The sequence below is a fragment of the Campylobacter sp. BCW_6889 genome (assembly GCF_001762535.1).
Taxonomy (GTDB): domain Bacteria; phylum Campylobacterota; class Campylobacteria; order Campylobacterales; family Campylobacteraceae; genus Campylobacter_D; species Campylobacter_D jejuni.
The window spans coordinates 16,506-32,131 of sequence record NZ_MJWZ01000079.1; the positions used below are offsets into that span (position 1 = coordinate 16,506).

Here is a 15,626-nt window from a genome sequence, read left to right on the forward strand (position 1 = left end):
TAAAATTATTTAACTTTCTGTTTTTAAGGGATAGCAAATGAATTTGAAAATTTTTTCTATTATTGTTGGCATATTAATTGCTATTATTGTGATATTAGGTGGAACCTATTATTATCTTTTTGAATATTCAAAACCAAAGAATTACACCTTAAACACCAACACTTACACCGAGCAAAAATCGTATACTAATAACTACGATAATTCCTATTCGCCCTCGATCCAAACCAACAATAGTTCATCAGATATAAATATTAATAACAATACCATCCAAAAGCAAGAAACAAACCCATTAGATGAAAATCAAAGCTTAAATAACAATACATTTAATACGCCAATAAGCGAAAACAATCAAAGCTTAAATAATGACACCAATACAAATAATAATATTAATACAAATGAAAATAAGCAAATTTTAGATACGGATAAAGAAAAATTAAAACAAGAAAATAAACAAGCCGAAATAGAAGCTCTTAAAAAAGAAATCAGCAAACAACAAAAGATCTTAGAAAGAGAGAGAGCCGTAAAAAAAGAACTTCAATCAAACAAGTCAAACAAAAATAAATATCTAAATACCGCTAGAGAGTATCTAAGCATAGGAAAAAACAGTCGTTTAGAACCTGAACTTAGTACAGAAAATATGAAAGTTTATATTTTAGATGGAAAATTTTTAAGCCAATATAGAATCAATCTGTTAAAAGATATGCTAAGCGTTATACAAGATAATGCAAAAGATTATTATCTAAGTATTTTTGTTAAAATGCTACCAAAAGGGGAAATGAAATTAACTATCTATAACAAAGAAATTATCTTTTCAGATATGAAAAAAGCTTATAAATATATTAGCTTAGATAGATTAAGCCCATATTTAAACAATCCAAAAGAATTAAATGAACATGTAGCACGTGAAGAAATTTTAGAAAGACTTAAACTTCAAATTAAAAAAGATGGCAAAGGAAGTGATTTTTCTAAACATATCAAAAGTTTGAAAACTGGACTTAATACAGCACAATATTTCTTCCCGTTTTGTGAAATTATAGAAATTAGCTCTATTAAATAAGCTAAAACAATAAAGGCAAATAATGTATGATAAAAATTTAGAAAAAGAGTATTATCAAATTTGCGAAGAACGCGGATATTTTGAGATCGATGGCAATAAAACCATACAAGAAAAAGATAAAAATTTCTGCATTATGATGCCTCCTCCTAATGTCACTGGAGTTTTACACATAGGACATGCTTTAACTTTTACTCTACAAGACATTATGACGCGTTACAAAAGAATGGATGGCTATAAGGTTCTTTATCAACCAGGGCTTGATCACGCAGGTATTGCTACTCAAAATGTTGTAGAAAAACAACTTCTTGCTCAAGGCATTAAAAAAGAAGAACTAGGTAGAGAAAAATTTATAGAAAAAGTCTGGGAGTGGAAAGAGCAAAGCGGTGGAAAAATTTTAGACCAAATGAGAACACTAGGCATCACTCCTGCATGGAGTCGCTTGCGTTTTACTATGGATGAAGGTTTGGTTAATGCCGTAAAAAAAGCCTTTGTAGAACTTTATGATAAAAGACTTATTGTACGTGGAAACTACATGATAAATTGGTGTACTCACGATGGCGCTTTAAGTGATATAGAAGTTGAATACAAAGAAAACAAAGGAAAACTTTATCATATTAAATACTTTTTAAAAGATAGCGATGAATTTTTAGTAGTAGCCACAACGCGTCCTGAAACTTTTTTTGGCGATACTGCAGTTATGGTACATCCTGACGATGAACGCTATACTAAATTTGTGGGCAAAGAAGTGATTTTGCCTATAAGTAAAAAAGCCATTAAAATTATAGCTGATGAGCATGTAGAAAAAGAATTTGGAACAGGAGTTGTAAAAGTTACTCCCGCTCATGACATGAACGATTATGAAGTAGGACTTAGACATAATTTAGAATTTATAAGCGTTTTTAATGAAAAAGGAATTTTAAACGAACATTGTTTAGAGTTTCAAGGTTTAGAACGCTTAGAAGCAAGAGAAAAAATCGTAGCCAAACTTGAAAGTCTTGGCTTTATAGAAAAAATAGAAGAACATAATAATCAGGTAGGATATTGTTATCGTTGCAACAATGTAGTTGAACCTTATATCTCCAAGCAATGGTTTGTAAAAAAAGAAATCGCCCAAGAAAGTATAGAAAAAGTTGCACTTGGCGAAAGCAAATTTTATCCAAATCACTGGATAAATAGCTTTAATGCTTGGATGAAAGATTTAAGAGATTGGTGTATTTCAAGACAACTTTGGTGGGGGCATCAAATTCCTGTGTATTATTGCGAATGCTCTCATGAATGGGCAAGCCAACATACGCCTAAAACTTGTCCAAAATGTCAAAGTCAAAATTTCAAACAAGATGAAGATGTACTTGATACTTGGTTTTCTTCAGGACTTTGGGCTATGAGTACTCTAGGCTGGGGGAATGAAAATTGGGGTAAAGATAAAATTTGGTCTGAAAAGGATTTAAAAGATTTTTATCCCAATTCTTTACTCATTACAGGTTTTGATATTTTATTTTTCTGGGTGGCTAGAATGATGTTTCAAAGCACTAATGCCTTACATCAACTTCCTTTTAAAGATATTTATTTACACGCTCTTGTGAAAGATGAGCAAGGTAGAAAAATGAGTAAAAGTCTTGGAAATGTCATCGATCCAAATGAAAGTATTAAAGAATATAGTGCCGATATTTTACGCTTTACTTTAGCACTTCTTGCTATACAAGGACGCGATATTAAACTTAGCAATGATAAACTTTTACAAGTTAGAAATTTTACAAATAAAATTTATAATGCTACAAATTATCTGCTTTTAAATGAAAGTAAATTTGAAGATTTGGAAAATATCACACTTCATTCAGAATTAGCAAAATATATTTATGCCAAATTTCAAACTTGTGTTAAGGATGTAAGAGAAAATTTAGACAATTATCGCTTTAATGATGCAGCCAATACTCTATATAAATTCTTTTGGGATGATTTTTGCGATTGGGGTATAGAGCTTAGCAAAGCAGAAAAATCGAGTGTTAAAGAACTTGGTAGTATTTTCAAAGAAGCTTTAAAGCTCTTAAATCCTTTTATGCCTTTTATCAGTGAATATTTATATCATAAACTAAGCGATACAGAACTTAAAACAAGCCCTTCTATTATGATAAGCAAATATCCAAAATTTAAAGAACAAGATAAAAATATAGAAAAAATCTTTTCTTTACTCATAGAAAGCATAGTTGGTATCCGCCGTGCTAAAAGTTTAATCGATCTTGGAAATTCTAAAATAGAAAAAGCTTATATCAAATTTAACGATAAAAAAATCAAAGATGAAATCAAAGCTTATATGAATTTTATCATGATGCTCGCAAAGTGCGAGCAAATAGAATTTAGTGAAGAAAAATTACCAAAGGCAATATGTGATGTCAGCGAGAATTTAGAAATTTTTATTACGCTTGAAAATGTTGATTTAAGCGGTATTTTAACAAGACTTGAAAATCAAAAAAATAAGCTTGAAAAAGAAAGTGCTAAGCTTAATTCTATGCTCTGTAATGAAAAATTCATCGCTAACGCACCTAAAGAGGTAGTTGAGCAAAATAAAGAAGCTCTAGAAAATTTAAAAATTCAACTTGAAAAAATATCAGTTGAACTTCAAAATCTAAGAGGTTAAAAATTTGATAAAAATAAAAAATTTAAAAAAATATTATGGCAAGGAACTCGTGATAAACGATGTTTCTTTGGAGATTAAAAAGGGTGAAATTTACGCCATAGTAGGTCATAGTGGAGCTGGAAAATCCACTCTTTTAAGATGTATCAATGGACTTGAGAATTATCAAGAAGGAAGCTTAAAAGTCTTTGATCAAGAAATTAAAGATTTAAGTCAAAAAAAATCAAAAGAGCTGAGAGTGCTTAGAAAAAATATAGGGATGATTTTTCAAAATTTTGCCCTAATGGAGCGCAAAAATGTATTTGAAAATGTTGCTATGCCTTTAAGAACACACTATACTCAGTGTAAATTTCATGCCAAGCTTTTTAATAAAGAATACATGAGCGAAAAAGAAATTGCCCAAAAAGTCAATTCTTTGCTTGAAATCGTAGGACTTGATCATAAAAACAAATCCTATCCAAGAGAACTGAGCGGGGGGCAAAAACAACGCGTTGCTATTGCTAGAGCCTTAGCTTTAAATCCAAAAATTTTACTTAGTGACGAAGCTACTTCGGCTCTTGATCCAAACACTACAAAAAATATTTTAGAGCTTATATCTAAAATCAATGCTGAATTTGGGATTACTGTTGTTTTAGTAACTCACGAAATGGATGTGGTAAAAGACATAGCTCAAAAAGCTTTATTACTTGAACATGGGCAAATCATAGGAAGTGGAGCAATTGATGAGCTTTTTTTAAGGCCTAATGCTAAAATGAAAGAATTTTTAGGAGAAAGTGATTTCTTACCTGAGCACGGACTTAATATCAAACTTTACTTTCCAAAAGAAGTTGCCCAAAATAGCGTCATCACTCATATGGCAAGAACTCTAAATATAGACTTTAACATAGTTTGGGGTAAAATAGAAAAACTTAATGGAAAGGCCTTGGGAAATTTAGTTATAAATATAAATGAAAAGGATAAAGACAAGGTTCTTGATTACATAGAAAAAAGTGGAGTATTATGGGAGGTGGCATCATGAATGAAGAAAACATCTCTATCATCAGTGCTTTTTTTAGTAGAATTTCTCAATTTTTTAATGAATTTTCTTGGCAGGATATTAAAGAAGTTAGTTTAAGTTCTATTACAAGTTTCAGTGAAAATTATGAAAACATTTTAAAACCTGCGCTTAATGAAACAATTTATATGAGTTTAATGGCTGTACTATTCGGATTTTTATTGGCTATCATTCCTGGAATTTTACTTGCTATTTGGGATAAAAACGGAATTAAAGAAAATAAAATCGCTTATAGTATTTTAGATTTTATTACAAATATACTGCGTGCCTTTCCATTTTTAATTCTTATAGTTGTTCTTTTACCGCTTTCTAAAATCATAGTAGGCACAAGCATAGGCACAAATGCTGCCATAGTTCCTTTAGCTATCGGAATAGCTCCTTATTTGGCAAAGATGCTTGAAAGCGCTTTTAAAGAAATAGACAAAGGAATCATAGAAGCAGCAAAAAGTTATGGTGCTAGCAATATTCAAATTATATTCAAGGTTATCTTTAGTGAAGCTCTTCCTGCTATAATTAGCGGAATTACCCTAACTTTAATCTTTACCATTGGTTTTTCTGCTCTTGCTGGAACTGTCGGTGGTGGAGGTTTGGGAGATGTCGCTATTCGCTATGGTTATGAAAGATTTAACAAAGAAGTTATGATTCAAACTGTAGTTATTTTACTTATATTAGTTCAGTTAGTTCAAATTCTAGGTAATTTATTTTATACTTGGGCTAAAAATAGTAAAACTACATATATCATTGCCACTCTATTGATTTTACTTGGAGTTAGCATAGTTATCAATATAAACAATGATGAAAATTTCTTTTGGCAAGTAATTGTTTTTATCTTATTTTTAGGAAGTTTGCTTTATAAAGGTTTCAAAAAATAAGGAGATTATATCTCCTTTTAAGATAAATATAAGTTTTTTTAAGTAAAATTTAAACAAAAAATTAAAGGAATTAAAATGATGTATCAGATGCGTTAATCTGACTATCAACAAGTTTTTATATGCTTCTTCCTGATAGTCAGAGTGAATTTATTAAGATTAAAGCAAGCACAAAATGACTAAAAAGGAAAAAAATGAAAATCAAATCTTTATTTATAGCAAGTATTTTAACATTAAGTCTTAATGCAAATGCATTAGAAACCATCACAGTTGCAGCAACCCCTGTCCCTCATGCTGAAATCCTAGAACAAGCAAAACCTGATCTAGAAAAACAAGGCTATAAACTTGAAATCAAAGAATTTACGGATTATGTTTTGCCTAATCTAGCTGTTGATAATGGAGAAGCCGATGCAAATTTTTTCCAACATACTCCTTATTTGGAAGAATTTAATAAAAACAAAGGTACCAAACTTATCAAAGTAGCTGCCATACACATAGAACCTATGGCTGTTTACTCCAAGAAATATAAAAGTCTAGATGATATTAAAGAAGGGGTTAAAATCGCCATTCCAAATGATCCAACCAATGAAAGTAGAGCTTTAGATATTATTGCAAAAAAAGGTTTGGTAAAATTTAAAGACAAGGCTTTAAAAACACCTCTTGATATTATAGACAATCCTAAAAAAATTAAATTTGTAGAATTAAAGCCCGCACAACTTCCAAGAGCTTTAGATGATGTTGATTTTGCTGTAATTAATTCCAACTACGCTCTCTCTGCAAATCTAAATCCTGCAAAAGATAGCGTATTTATCGAAGATAAAGAAAGTCCATATGCAAACATTCTTGTTGTAAGAGTGGAACATCAAAACGATCCAAAAATCAAAGCCTTAATTCAAGCTCTACAAAGTGATAAAATCAAACAATTTATCATAGAAAAATACAACGGATCTGTTTTACCTGCTTTTTAATTTTGTCCCTTACCTAGGGACTTTTTTCTTAAATACAAAGGAGTTTTTATGAATTTATTTAAAATTATTATACTCGCTTGCATTCTAAATTTATCTAGCCTATTTGCACAAAACATTACTATAGGAGCCACTCAAAATCCTTTTGGTAGCTTACTAGAACTAATGAAAGATGATTTTAAAAACAAAGGGTATGAGCTTAAAATAGTAGAATTTTCAGACTATATTTTGCCCAATCGTGCATTAGAGGAAAAAGAACTTGATGCAAATTTATATCAACACAAACCTTTTTTAGAAGAATACAACCTAAAAAAAGGTTCAAATTTAATTGCAACAACGCCTGTACTTATAGCTCCAGTAGGAGTTTATAGTAAAAAAATCAAAAATTTAGAAAATCTTAAAGAAGGTGCTAGAGTTGCTATACCTAATGATGCGACCAATGAAAGCAGAGCTTTAGAGCTTTTAGAGAAAGCAAAATTAATAGAGCTTAACAAAAATACTCTAAAAACCCCATTGGACATAAACAAAAATCCAAAAAAACTTAAATTTATAGAACTTAAAGCCGCACAACTTCCAAGGGCTTTAGATGATGTTGATATTGCTATAATTAATTCTAATTTCGCACTTGGAGCCGACCTGAATCCAAGTAAAGATACTATTTTTAGGGAAGATAAAAATAGTCCTTATGTAAATTATGTTGTGGTACGCTCAGAAGATAAAAATAGCAAAAAAACCAAAGTAATTGATGAAATTTTAAGAAGCGATAAATTTAAAGCCATTATTAATGAGCATTATAAAGATATATTAATCCCAGCTTTTTAGGAGTATAGCATGAATATTAAAAAAATATTTTTAAGTGCTTTATTTACAATTAGCCTTAGTTTTGGGGCAGATAAAACCATAATCATAGGTGCAACACCAACACCTTATGCTGAAATTTTAAATTTCTCTAAACCCTTATTTCAAGAAAAAGGTTGGAAGTTAATAGTTAAGGAATTTAATGACTATAATATACCCAATATCGCTTTAAATGAGAAAGATTTAGATGCAAATTTATATCAGCATAAACCTTTTTTAGATGATTTTAATACCCATAAAGGAACAAAATTAAGTTCTTTAGGTGCTATTGTTTTAGTTCCTATGGCTATATATTCTAACTCTATAAAAGATATAAAAGATATTCCTAATGGCGCTAAAATCGCTATACCTAATGATGCTACCAATGAAAGCAGAGCCCTTGATTTACTAGCTAAAGCAAATTTAATAGAATTTAAAAGTCAAAGCACCCTTAAAACCCCTATTGACATAAGTAAAAATCCAAAAAATCTTAAATTTATAGAGCTTAAAGCCGCACAACTTCCAAGAGCCCTAAATGATACTGATTTGGCTGTTATTACCACAAACTATGCTCTTGGAGCAGGTTTAAACCCTTTAAAAGATGGTATTTTTATGGAAGATAAAGATAGTTTATATGCTATTGTTTTAGCTACAAGAAAAGGTGAAGAAACAAGTCAAAAAAGTCTTGTTATTAAAGAAATTTTAACAAGCAATAAAATTAAAAATTTTATCATAGAAAAATACAAAGGCTCTGTTATCCCTACTTTTTAACTCTATACAAAGCCTTCTAAAGGCTTTGTTAAACTTATAAAAGCTAAAATACTATTTATTGCATTATAATTCTTAGGATAAAAATGAAAATTATTTTTTTAACTTTTTTTATTGTGATAAATTATATCCAAGCAGCTAGTTTAGAAGAAATCAAAACAGCACTAACTAAAGAATTTAGAAATAATTTTCCTAAAATTATAATTTCTCAAATTGATTTAAAAATAACATCATTGCCTAAAGATTTTGATCAATATGAATTTCTAAGAATCGCTAATGGACGTTTTAATCAAGCACAAGGCTTTTTAAGGGCTGAATTTAAAACTCCGCAAAATATACAAAAAAATGTATTTTTTAGATATTTCATTCAAGCAAATTTAGAAGTTTTAAAAAGCGAACGCGCTATAAAAAGAGGAGATAAACTTGGAGCTTTTGACTATAAAAGTGTATTGATTGATTTTGATAAAGTTCCTTTAAATGCCTTAACCTTAGATGATGTAGATAATCTTGTAGCTAAAAGCAATATTAACAAAAACGCCATTTTAAGAGCAAATATGTTTAAAACCACAGCTTTAATACGCCGAAATGATCCTATAATCGGAGTTTTAAGTGAAGCAAATGTTGATGTTTTAATCGAACTTGTGGCTTTGCAAAGTGCAAATATGGGCGAAAGGATTCGTGCAAAAAACAAAGAAGGTAAAGTTATGCAAGGCATCGTAGTGGGTAAAAATAGGATGATTATACAATGAAGGTTTTATTAGGAATTTCTGGTTCAAGCAGTGTCAATTTAGGCTTAAAATTATTAAAAAATTTAGAAAATCAATGCGAACTTTATTGTATTTTAACTCAAGGTGCAAAACTTAGTTTCAAAGCTGAAAATGAAGCAAATTTAGAAGAAATTTGTCAAGAAAATTTTAAATACACTCATTTTTTAGATGATAAAAATTTAAGTCTAAGTGTAGCAAGTGGATCTTTTGGAATAGAAAAAACTATCATTGCTCCTTGTTCGATTTCAAGTTTAGCAAAAATTCACGCTGGTTTTGCAGACACTCTTTTAATGCGTGCTGCAGCAGTGGCCTTAAAAGAAAGAAAAAAACTCATCTTAGGCATACGTGAAATGCCTTTTTCTACTTTAAATTTAGAACATATGTTAAAACTTAGCCAAATGGGAGTTATTATCGCACCTCCTATTATCGCAAGTTATTCTAAAGCAAACAATCTAGAACAAATGGAAAATTTTATCGTAGGTAAATGGCTAGATCTTTTAGAAATAAAACACAATTTATATGAAAAATGGCAAAATTTTTAGTTTAAATTTGTTATATTTTTAAAAAAAATTGGAGCAAAAATGACTTGTTTATATCCTGGGACTTTTGATCCTATTACCAACGGGCATTTAGATGTTATAAAACGGGCTTTAAAAATTTTTGATGAAGTCATCGTTGCCATAGCAAAAAGTGAACATAAAAAACCTTGCTATGATTTAGAAAAACGCAAAGAACTAGCCCTGCTTGCAACACAAAATTTAAAAAATGTTAAAATCATTGCTTTTAATAATTTACTTGTAGATTTAGCCAAAGAATTAAAAGTTAATACTATAATCCGTGGACTTAGAGCAGTGAGTGATTTTGAATACGAATTGCAAATTGGCTATGCAAATCACGCACTTTGGGAAGATATGGAAACCATTTATCTTATGCCGAGTCTAAAACATGCTTTTATTTCAAGTTCTATTGTTCGCTCTATAGTAGCACATGGGGGCGATGTAAGTTCTCTTGTTCCAAAAGAAATTCTACCTTTTTTAAAGGATCAATCTTGTATGTAGTTTTTGAAGGTATTGACTGCGTAGGAAAAAGTACGCAAATTTCACTTTTAAAAGAAATTTACAAAGACGCCATTTTTACACTCGAACCTGGCGGAACAGAACTTGGAAAACATTTAAGAAAAATTTTACTTAATAAAACTCATCCTATTAGCAAAAGAGCTGAACTCTTGCTTTTTTTAGCTGATCGTGCTCAACATTTTGAAGAAATCTTAAAAACCAATCAAAACAAACTCATTATTAGCGATAGAAGTTTTATTTCAGGCATGGCTTATGCCAAAGATTTTGAAAACGATTTGCTTTTTGCTTTAAATAGTTTTGCTTTGGAAAATTTTTTTCCACAAAAAATTATCTTTTTAAAAGGAGATGCAAACCTTATTCAAGAACGCCTCAATCAAAAAGAACTAGATAGCATAGAAAAACGTGGCATTGAGTATTTTCTAAGCGTGCAAGATAAACTCGAAAAAGTGCTTCATTTTTTAAAAGAAAAAATTTCTATAGAAATTTTAACACTTGACGCAAAAGAAAATAAAGAAAAATTACACCAACAAATAAAGGAATTTTTACAATGATTAACGCTTTAAAAGGAATGAAAGATTTATTAGATAAAGATGCATATTATTATGAAAAAGTGATTAAAACCTGTGAAGAAGTAGCTAAAAACTATGGCTTTACTTTTATCAATACACCGCATTTAGAACTTTGCACCCTTTTTAAAAGAAGCGTAGGAGAAAGTTCTGATATAGTAGGCAAAGAAATGTATGAATTTATCGATAAAGGCGAAAATCATGTTTGTATGCGTCCTGAAGGAACTGCTGGGGTGGTGCGTGCCTATATAGAAAAAAAACTCGATAAAAACACTAGTGTGAAAAGATGGTTTTATCATGGTTCCATGTTCCGCTATGAAAGACCCCAAAAGGGACGCTTAAGAGAATTTCATCAATTTGGCGTTGAAAGTTTTGGAAACGCAAGCGTTTATGAAGATGCAAGTATTATTTTAATGTTGGTAGAAATTTTTTCACGCTTAGATATTAAATTTAAACTACTGATTAACTCTTTAGGTTGTTTAGAATGTATGCCAAAATATCGTGAAAATTTAATACATTTTTTAGATAGCAAAAAAGGTTTTTGCGAGGATTGTTTGCGTAGGAAAAACTTAAATCCCATTCGTGTTTTAGACTGTAAAAATGAACATTGCCAAAGCTTACTTAAAGATGCTCCGCTTTTAAATCAAAATTTATGCTCATCTTGTCAAAAAGACTTTGAAATTTTACAAAGCGTTTTAAGAGAAAATGGAGTGGATTTTGAAGTGGATTCTAAACTTGTTAGAGGGCTTGATTACTACTCTAAAACGGCTTTTGAATTCATTAGCGATGAAATTGGTGCAAAAGCTGCTATTGCTGGGGGTGGAAGATATGATAGACTCATTGAATACCTTGATGGAAAAAGTGGTTTTGGCGTAGGTTTTGCCATGGGCATAGAAAGAATTATAGCTATTTTAGAACAAAAAGAAGAAAAAGTTCAAAGAGAAGGAATTTATCTTTGTGCTATGGATGAAATTTATATCCAAAAACTTTTACATATCGCTACAAATTTAAGAAAAGAATATAAAGTGTTTTTAAGCTATGAGGCAAGAAAACTAGCTAAACATCTCGAAAACGCGGATAAAAATAATGCTGAAATTTTTCTTTGTATGGGAGAAAATGAAGCACAAAATGAAAGTTTGTTTTATAAAAATTTAGCAAAAAAAGAAGAAAAAATGATTAAAATTTCAGACTTAAAGAAGGTTTTATAATGGATTATGGTATTGATATTTGGGGAAATGAAAATTTTATTATCAAAAATGGTAAAGTTTGTATCAATCATGAGAAAAAACCTGCTATTATTGATATAGTTAAAGAATTAAGAGATGATGGATACAAGGGGCCTTTACTTTTAAGATTTCCTCATCTTATTCAAAAACAAATTGAAAATATTTACGGAAATTTCAATAAAGCAAGAAAAGAATTTGGCTATAAAGGAGGATTTAACGCTGTTTATCCTTTAAAGGTCAATCAATACCCTGGTTTTGTAAAAAATCTTGTAAAGCTTGGAAAAGACTATAACTACGGACTTGAAGCAGGTTCTAAGGCAGAGCTTTTACTCGCTATGGCTTATAATAACGAAGGCGCACCTATTACAGTAAATGGCTTTAAAGATAGAGAACTTATCAATATAGGCTTTATCGCAGCTGAAATGGGACATAATATCACTTTAACCATAGAAGGACTTAATGAACTTGAAGCTATCATAGACATAGCCAAAGAACGCTTTAAACCCAAACCAAATATAGGCTTACGTGTGCGTTTGCATTCTGCTGGAGTTGGAATTTGGGCAAAAAGCGGTGGGATTAATTCTAAATTTGGACTTACATCCACTGAACTCATAGAAGCAGTAAATTTACTCAAAGAAAACAAACTTTTAGAACAATTTACCATGATTCACTTTCATCTAGGCTCACAAATTACCGAAATTCATCCTTTAAAAAAAGCCTTAAACGAAGCAGGAAATATCTATACAGAACTTAGAAAAATGGGAGCTAAAAATCTAAAAGCTATCAATCTTGGTGGCGGTTTAGCTGTGGAATACTCACAATTTAAAAATGAAAAAAGTAGAAATTATACCTTAAGGGAATACGCTAACGATGTAGTTTTTATCCTAAAAAATATAGCTGAACAAAAAAAAGATTTAGAGCCTGATATTTTCATAGAAAGCGGACGTTTTGTAGCAGCCAATCATGCTGTTTTAATCGCTCCTGTATTAGAACTTTTTTCTCAAGAATACGCAGAAAACAAACTCATACTTAAAAAACAAAATCCAAAACTTATCGATGAGCTTTATGATCTTTATAAAAGCATAAAACCTTCCAATGCTTTAGAATACTTGCACGATAGCATAGATCATTTAGAGAGCATTCTAACTCTTTTTGATTTGGGCTATGTGGATTTACAAGATCGTTCCAATGCTGAAATTTTAACTCATTTGATTACGAAAAAAGCCATCTTACTTTTAGGCGATAAACAAAATCCTGCGGATTTACTTGCCATACAAGATGAAGTGCAAGAAAGGTATTTGGTAAATTTTTCACTCTTTCAAAGCATACCCGATTTTTGGGGCTTAGAACAGAATTTCCCCATCATGCCCCTTGATCGCTTAGATGAAGAACCGACTCGAAGTGCAAGTATTTGGGATATAACCTGCGATAGCGATGGAGAAATTTCATATTCTAAAGATAAACCTTTATTTTTACACGATGTAGATGTAGAAAAAGAAAATTATTTTCTAGGGTTTTTTCTTGTAGGTGCCTATCAAGAAGTACTTGGAATGAAACACAATCTTTTTACTCATCCTACTGAAGCTATTATAAGTATCAATGAAAAAGGCTATGAAGTTGAGGGGATTATAGAAGCACAATCCATACTTGATGCCTTAGAAGATTTAGACTATGATATACACGCTATCATGGATATACTTAATGAACGCATAAGTAATTCTAAGCTTGTCAATGACAAGCAAAAAAAGCATATTTTAGGTGAACTTTATCTTTTCTTAAATGATAATGGTTATTTAAAAAGCATAGGAGTTTAGATGAATTTTTGGGGTATTATAAAAGAAGATTTTTCTCAACCAAAGGTGCAAGATCCAGCTTTTAATTCTTCTATAGAACTTTTTTTTAATTACCCTGGAGTATGGGCTGTAGTAAATTACCGCTTTGCACATTTTTTTTACATAAGAAATTTTAAACGCATTGCTAGAATGATTAGCGGAATTTCCCAATTTTTAACTGGAGTAGATTTACACCCTGGTGCAGAACTTGGAAGGCGTGTTTTTATAGATCATGCCAATGGAGTGGTTATAGGCCAAACAGCAATCATAGAAGATGATGTTTTGATTTATCAAGGCGTTACTTTAGGCGGAACAAGTCTTGAAAAAGGCACTAAACGTCATCCAACCATAAAAAAAGGAGTGATCATAGGTTCAGGCGCAAAAATACTTGGCAATATTACCATAGGAGAAAATGCCAAAATAGGCTCAAATGCTGTAGTGGTTAAAGATGTAGGTGCAAATTTAACTGCCGTTGGAATTCCTGCTTATATTATCGAAGAGCGTAAAAATAAAAACATTAGAGCCATAGATGCAAATTGCGATGATAAATTAGAAAAGCTAGAAAATAAAATTTCAGAACTTGAAAATCTTATATTAAAACGACCTGAATCACAAAAATAATAATTTTTATAATACATAAAATTATATGTATTATTATGCGTATTAATTTTTCCTAAAAATTAATACAAATTTTCACATTTATTGAATTTTTATAACTCATTTTTAAATTAAATTTATTACAAAAATGCAATTTTCTGCTAAAATTAAACAAAAATTATTAAGGATTGAAAAATGCTTACAAAAAGATCTCAAGTTTTAGAAGAATCTATCACTTTAGCTATCACCGCACTTGCCAATGAACTTAAAGCTAAAGGCGAGGATATCATTAGTTTTTCAGCAGGCGAACCTGATTTTGACACACCGCAAACCATCAAAAATGCCGCTATAAGTGCTATTGAAAAAGGATGTGGAAAATACACTGCTGTTGCGGGAATTCCTGAAGTATTAAAAGCTATTCAAATCAAATTTAAAAAAGATAATAATCTTGATTACGAAACAAATGAAATCATCACCAATGTAGGTGCAAAACACTCTCTTTTTGAATGTATAGAATGTTTAGTAGAAAAAGATGATGAAGTGATTATCCCTAGTCCTTACTGGGTAAGCTATCCTGAAATGGTAAAATTTGCAGGTGGAAAACCTGTATTTATAGAAGGCTTAGAAGAAAATGGCTTTAAAATTACCGCTGAACAACTAAAAAAAGCTATCACAGCTAAAACCAAGGTTTTAATGTTAAATTCTCCTTCAAATCCTGTAGGATCGATTTATTCTAAAGAAGAATTAACTCAAATTGCTAAAGTTTTAGAAGGAACTCAAATTACCGTTTTAAGTGATGAAATGTATGAAAAACTTCGCTATGATGGTTTTGATTTTGTAGCTTTTGCAAGTGTAAGCAAAGACGCTTTAAAACGCACTGTGACTATTAACGGACTTAGCAAATGCGGAGCTATGCCAGGATGGCGTTTTGGCTATATGGCAAGCAAAAATAAAGCCCTAATTTCAGCCGTTAAAAGACTTCAAGGACAAAGCACTTCAAATATTTGCTCCATTACTCAACATGCAGCCATTCCTGCTTTAAATGGGAAATGTGATAAAGATATAGAAAAAATGCGTCAAGCCTTTGAAAAACGCCGTAACTTAGCTTTAGATATGCTTAAACAAATCCCAAATATCAGCGTTTATAAACCAGAAGGTGCTTTTTATCTTTTTGTAAATATACAAAAAATAGAAAAAGATTCTATGAAATTTTGCCAAAAATTACTTGAACAAGAAAAAGTTGCCGTTGTTCCAGGCATAGGTTTTGGCACGGATGGATACTTTAGACTTTCTTATGCCACAAGTGATGAACTCATCGAAAAAGGTTTAGAAAGAATAGCAAATTTCATTGCTTCTTATTAAGCCCTAAAGCCTTAAAAT

At 30.7% G+C, this 15,626-nt stretch carries 15 protein-coding genes; all 15 read left to right on the forward strand.

Going from position 1 to position 15,626, the window contains the following annotated elements; all coding sequences use genetic code 11:
* Positions 1–37: 37 nt before the first annotated feature.
* The 15 genes from AJ939_RS10010 to AJ939_RS10080 all read left to right on the forward strand — a co-directional run bounded on the left by AJ939_RS10010 (position 38) and on the right by AJ939_RS10080 (position 15,608).
* The gene (locus AJ939_RS10010) at positions 38–1,057 is read left to right on the forward strand and encodes a hypothetical protein (RefSeq protein WP_070276073.1); all 1,020 of its coding nucleotides are present in this window, start codon (positions 38–40) and stop codon (positions 1,055–1,057) included.
* Between the two features lie 22 nt (positions 1,058–1,079).
* Positions 1,080–3,692, forward strand: a complete 2,613-nt coding sequence (locus AJ939_RS10015) for a valine--tRNA ligase (RefSeq protein WP_070276074.1) — start codon at positions 1,080–1,082, stop codon at positions 3,690–3,692.
* Between the two features lie 4 nt (positions 3,693–3,696).
* Positions 3,697–4,707, forward strand: a complete 1,011-nt coding sequence (locus AJ939_RS10020) for a methionine ABC transporter ATP-binding protein (RefSeq protein WP_052777768.1) — start codon at positions 3,697–3,699, stop codon at positions 4,705–4,707.
* A complete protein-coding gene (locus AJ939_RS10025) occupies positions 4,704–5,615 on the forward strand; it encodes a methionine ABC transporter permease (protein ID WP_002861419.1) in 912 nt (303 codons plus the stop codon). The genes AJ939_RS10020 and AJ939_RS10025 overlap by 4 nt, the downstream gene beginning before the upstream one ends.
* 191 nt (positions 5,616–5,806) lie before the next feature.
* Positions 5,807–6,580 (forward strand): MetQ/NlpA family ABC transporter substrate-binding protein, encoded by a 774-nt coding sequence (locus AJ939_RS10030; RefSeq protein WP_070276075.1) that lies wholly within the window; start codon positions 5,807–5,809, stop codon positions 6,578–6,580.
* 48 nt (positions 6,581–6,628) lie between these two features.
* A complete protein-coding gene (locus AJ939_RS10035) occupies positions 6,629–7,399 on the forward strand; it encodes a MetQ/NlpA family ABC transporter substrate-binding protein (RefSeq protein WP_070276076.1) in 771 nt (256 codons plus the stop codon).
* Positions 7,400–7,408: 9 nt separating this feature from the next.
* Positions 7,409–8,185 carry a MetQ/NlpA family ABC transporter substrate-binding protein gene (locus tag AJ939_RS10040; RefSeq protein ID WP_044779440.1) on the forward strand — a complete coding sequence of 259 codons (777 nt, stop codon included), beginning with the start codon at positions 7,409–7,411 and terminating at the stop codon, positions 8,183–8,185.
* Positions 8,186–8,268: 83 nt separating this feature from the next.
* Positions 8,269–8,931 (forward strand): flagellar basal body P-ring formation chaperone FlgA, encoded by a 663-nt coding sequence (gene flgA, locus AJ939_RS10045; RefSeq protein ID WP_002861415.1) that lies wholly within the window; start codon positions 8,269–8,271, stop codon positions 8,929–8,931.
* Positions 8,928–9,491 (forward strand): UbiX family flavin prenyltransferase, encoded by a 564-nt coding sequence (locus AJ939_RS10050; protein WP_070243371.1) that lies wholly within the window; start codon positions 8,928–8,930, stop codon positions 9,489–9,491. The genes flgA and AJ939_RS10050 overlap by 4 nt, the downstream gene beginning before the upstream one ends.
* 39 nt (positions 9,492–9,530) lie before the next feature.
* Positions 9,531–10,007, forward strand: coding sequence for a pantetheine-phosphate adenylyltransferase (coaD, locus tag AJ939_RS10055; RefSeq protein WP_002880643.1), 477 nt, complete (start codon positions 9,531–9,533; stop codon positions 10,005–10,007).
* Positions 9,998–10,576, forward strand: a complete 579-nt coding sequence (gene tmk, locus AJ939_RS10060; RefSeq protein WP_044779439.1) for a dTMP kinase — start codon at positions 9,998–10,000, stop codon at positions 10,574–10,576. Before coaD ends, tmk begins: the two co-directional genes overlap by 10 nt.
* Positions 10,573–11,799 carry a histidine--tRNA ligase gene (hisS, locus tag AJ939_RS10065; RefSeq protein ID WP_070276077.1) on the forward strand — a complete coding sequence of 409 codons (1,227 nt, stop codon included), beginning with the start codon at positions 10,573–10,575 and terminating at the stop codon, positions 11,797–11,799. The genes tmk and hisS overlap by 4 nt, the downstream gene beginning before the upstream one ends.
* The gene (speA, locus tag AJ939_RS10070; protein WP_032595244.1) at positions 11,796–13,631 is read left to right on the forward strand and encodes a biosynthetic arginine decarboxylase; all 1,836 of its coding nucleotides are present in this window, start codon (positions 11,796–11,798) and stop codon (positions 13,629–13,631) included. Before hisS ends, speA begins: the two co-directional genes overlap by 4 nt.
* Positions 13,632–14,270: a serine O-acetyltransferase gene (gene cysE / locus AJ939_RS10075; RefSeq protein ID WP_070276078.1), complete on the forward strand. Its 639-nt coding sequence runs from the start codon at positions 13,632–13,634 to the stop codon at positions 14,268–14,270.
* Between the two features lie 171 nt (positions 14,271–14,441).
* The gene (locus AJ939_RS10080; protein ID WP_070276079.1) at positions 14,442–15,608 is read left to right on the forward strand and encodes a pyridoxal phosphate-dependent aminotransferase; all 1,167 of its coding nucleotides are present in this window, start codon (positions 14,442–14,444) and stop codon (positions 15,606–15,608) included.
* The last annotated feature ends 18 nt before the right edge of the window (positions 15,609–15,626 follow it).

Excerpts from the sequence above, each read along its gene's own strand:
- AJ939_RS10010 (WP_070276073.1), top strand. The coding sequence starts at position 38 with ATGAATTTGAAAATTTTTTCTATTATTGTTGGCATATTAATTGCTATT.
- AJ939_RS10015 (WP_070276074.1), top strand. The coding sequence starts at position 1,080 with ATGTATGATAAAAATTTAGAAAAAGAGTATTATCAAATTTGCGAAGAA.
- AJ939_RS10025 (WP_002861419.1), top strand. The coding sequence starts at position 4,704 with ATGAATGAAGAAAACATCTCTATCATCAGTGCTTTTTTTAGTAGAATT.
- AJ939_RS10030 (WP_070276075.1), top strand. The coding sequence starts at position 5,807 with ATGAAAATCAAATCTTTATTTATAGCAAGTATTTTAACATTAAGTCTT.
- AJ939_RS10035 (WP_070276076.1), top strand. The coding sequence starts at position 6,629 with ATGAATTTATTTAAAATTATTATACTCGCTTGCATTCTAAATTTATCT.
- AJ939_RS10040 (WP_044779440.1), top strand. The coding sequence starts at position 7,409 with ATGAATATTAAAAAAATATTTTTAAGTGCTTTATTTACAATTAGCCTT.
- flgA (WP_002861415.1), top strand. The coding sequence starts at position 8,269 with ATGAAAATTATTTTTTTAACTTTTTTTATTGTGATAAATTATATCCAA.
- AJ939_RS10050 (WP_070243371.1), top strand. The coding sequence starts at position 8,928 with ATGAAGGTTTTATTAGGAATTTCTGGTTCAAGCAGTGTCAATTTAGGC.
- coaD (WP_002880643.1), top strand. The coding sequence starts at position 9,531 with ATGACTTGTTTATATCCTGGGACTTTTGATCCTATTACCAACGGGCAT.
- hisS (WP_070276077.1), top strand. The coding sequence starts at position 10,573 with ATGATTAACGCTTTAAAAGGAATGAAAGATTTATTAGATAAAGATGCA.
- cysE (WP_070276078.1), top strand. The coding sequence starts at position 13,632 with ATGAATTTTTGGGGTATTATAAAAGAAGATTTTTCTCAACCAAAGGTG.
- AJ939_RS10080 (WP_070276079.1), top strand. The coding sequence starts at position 14,442 with ATGCTTACAAAAAGATCTCAAGTTTTAGAAGAATCTATCACTTTAGCT.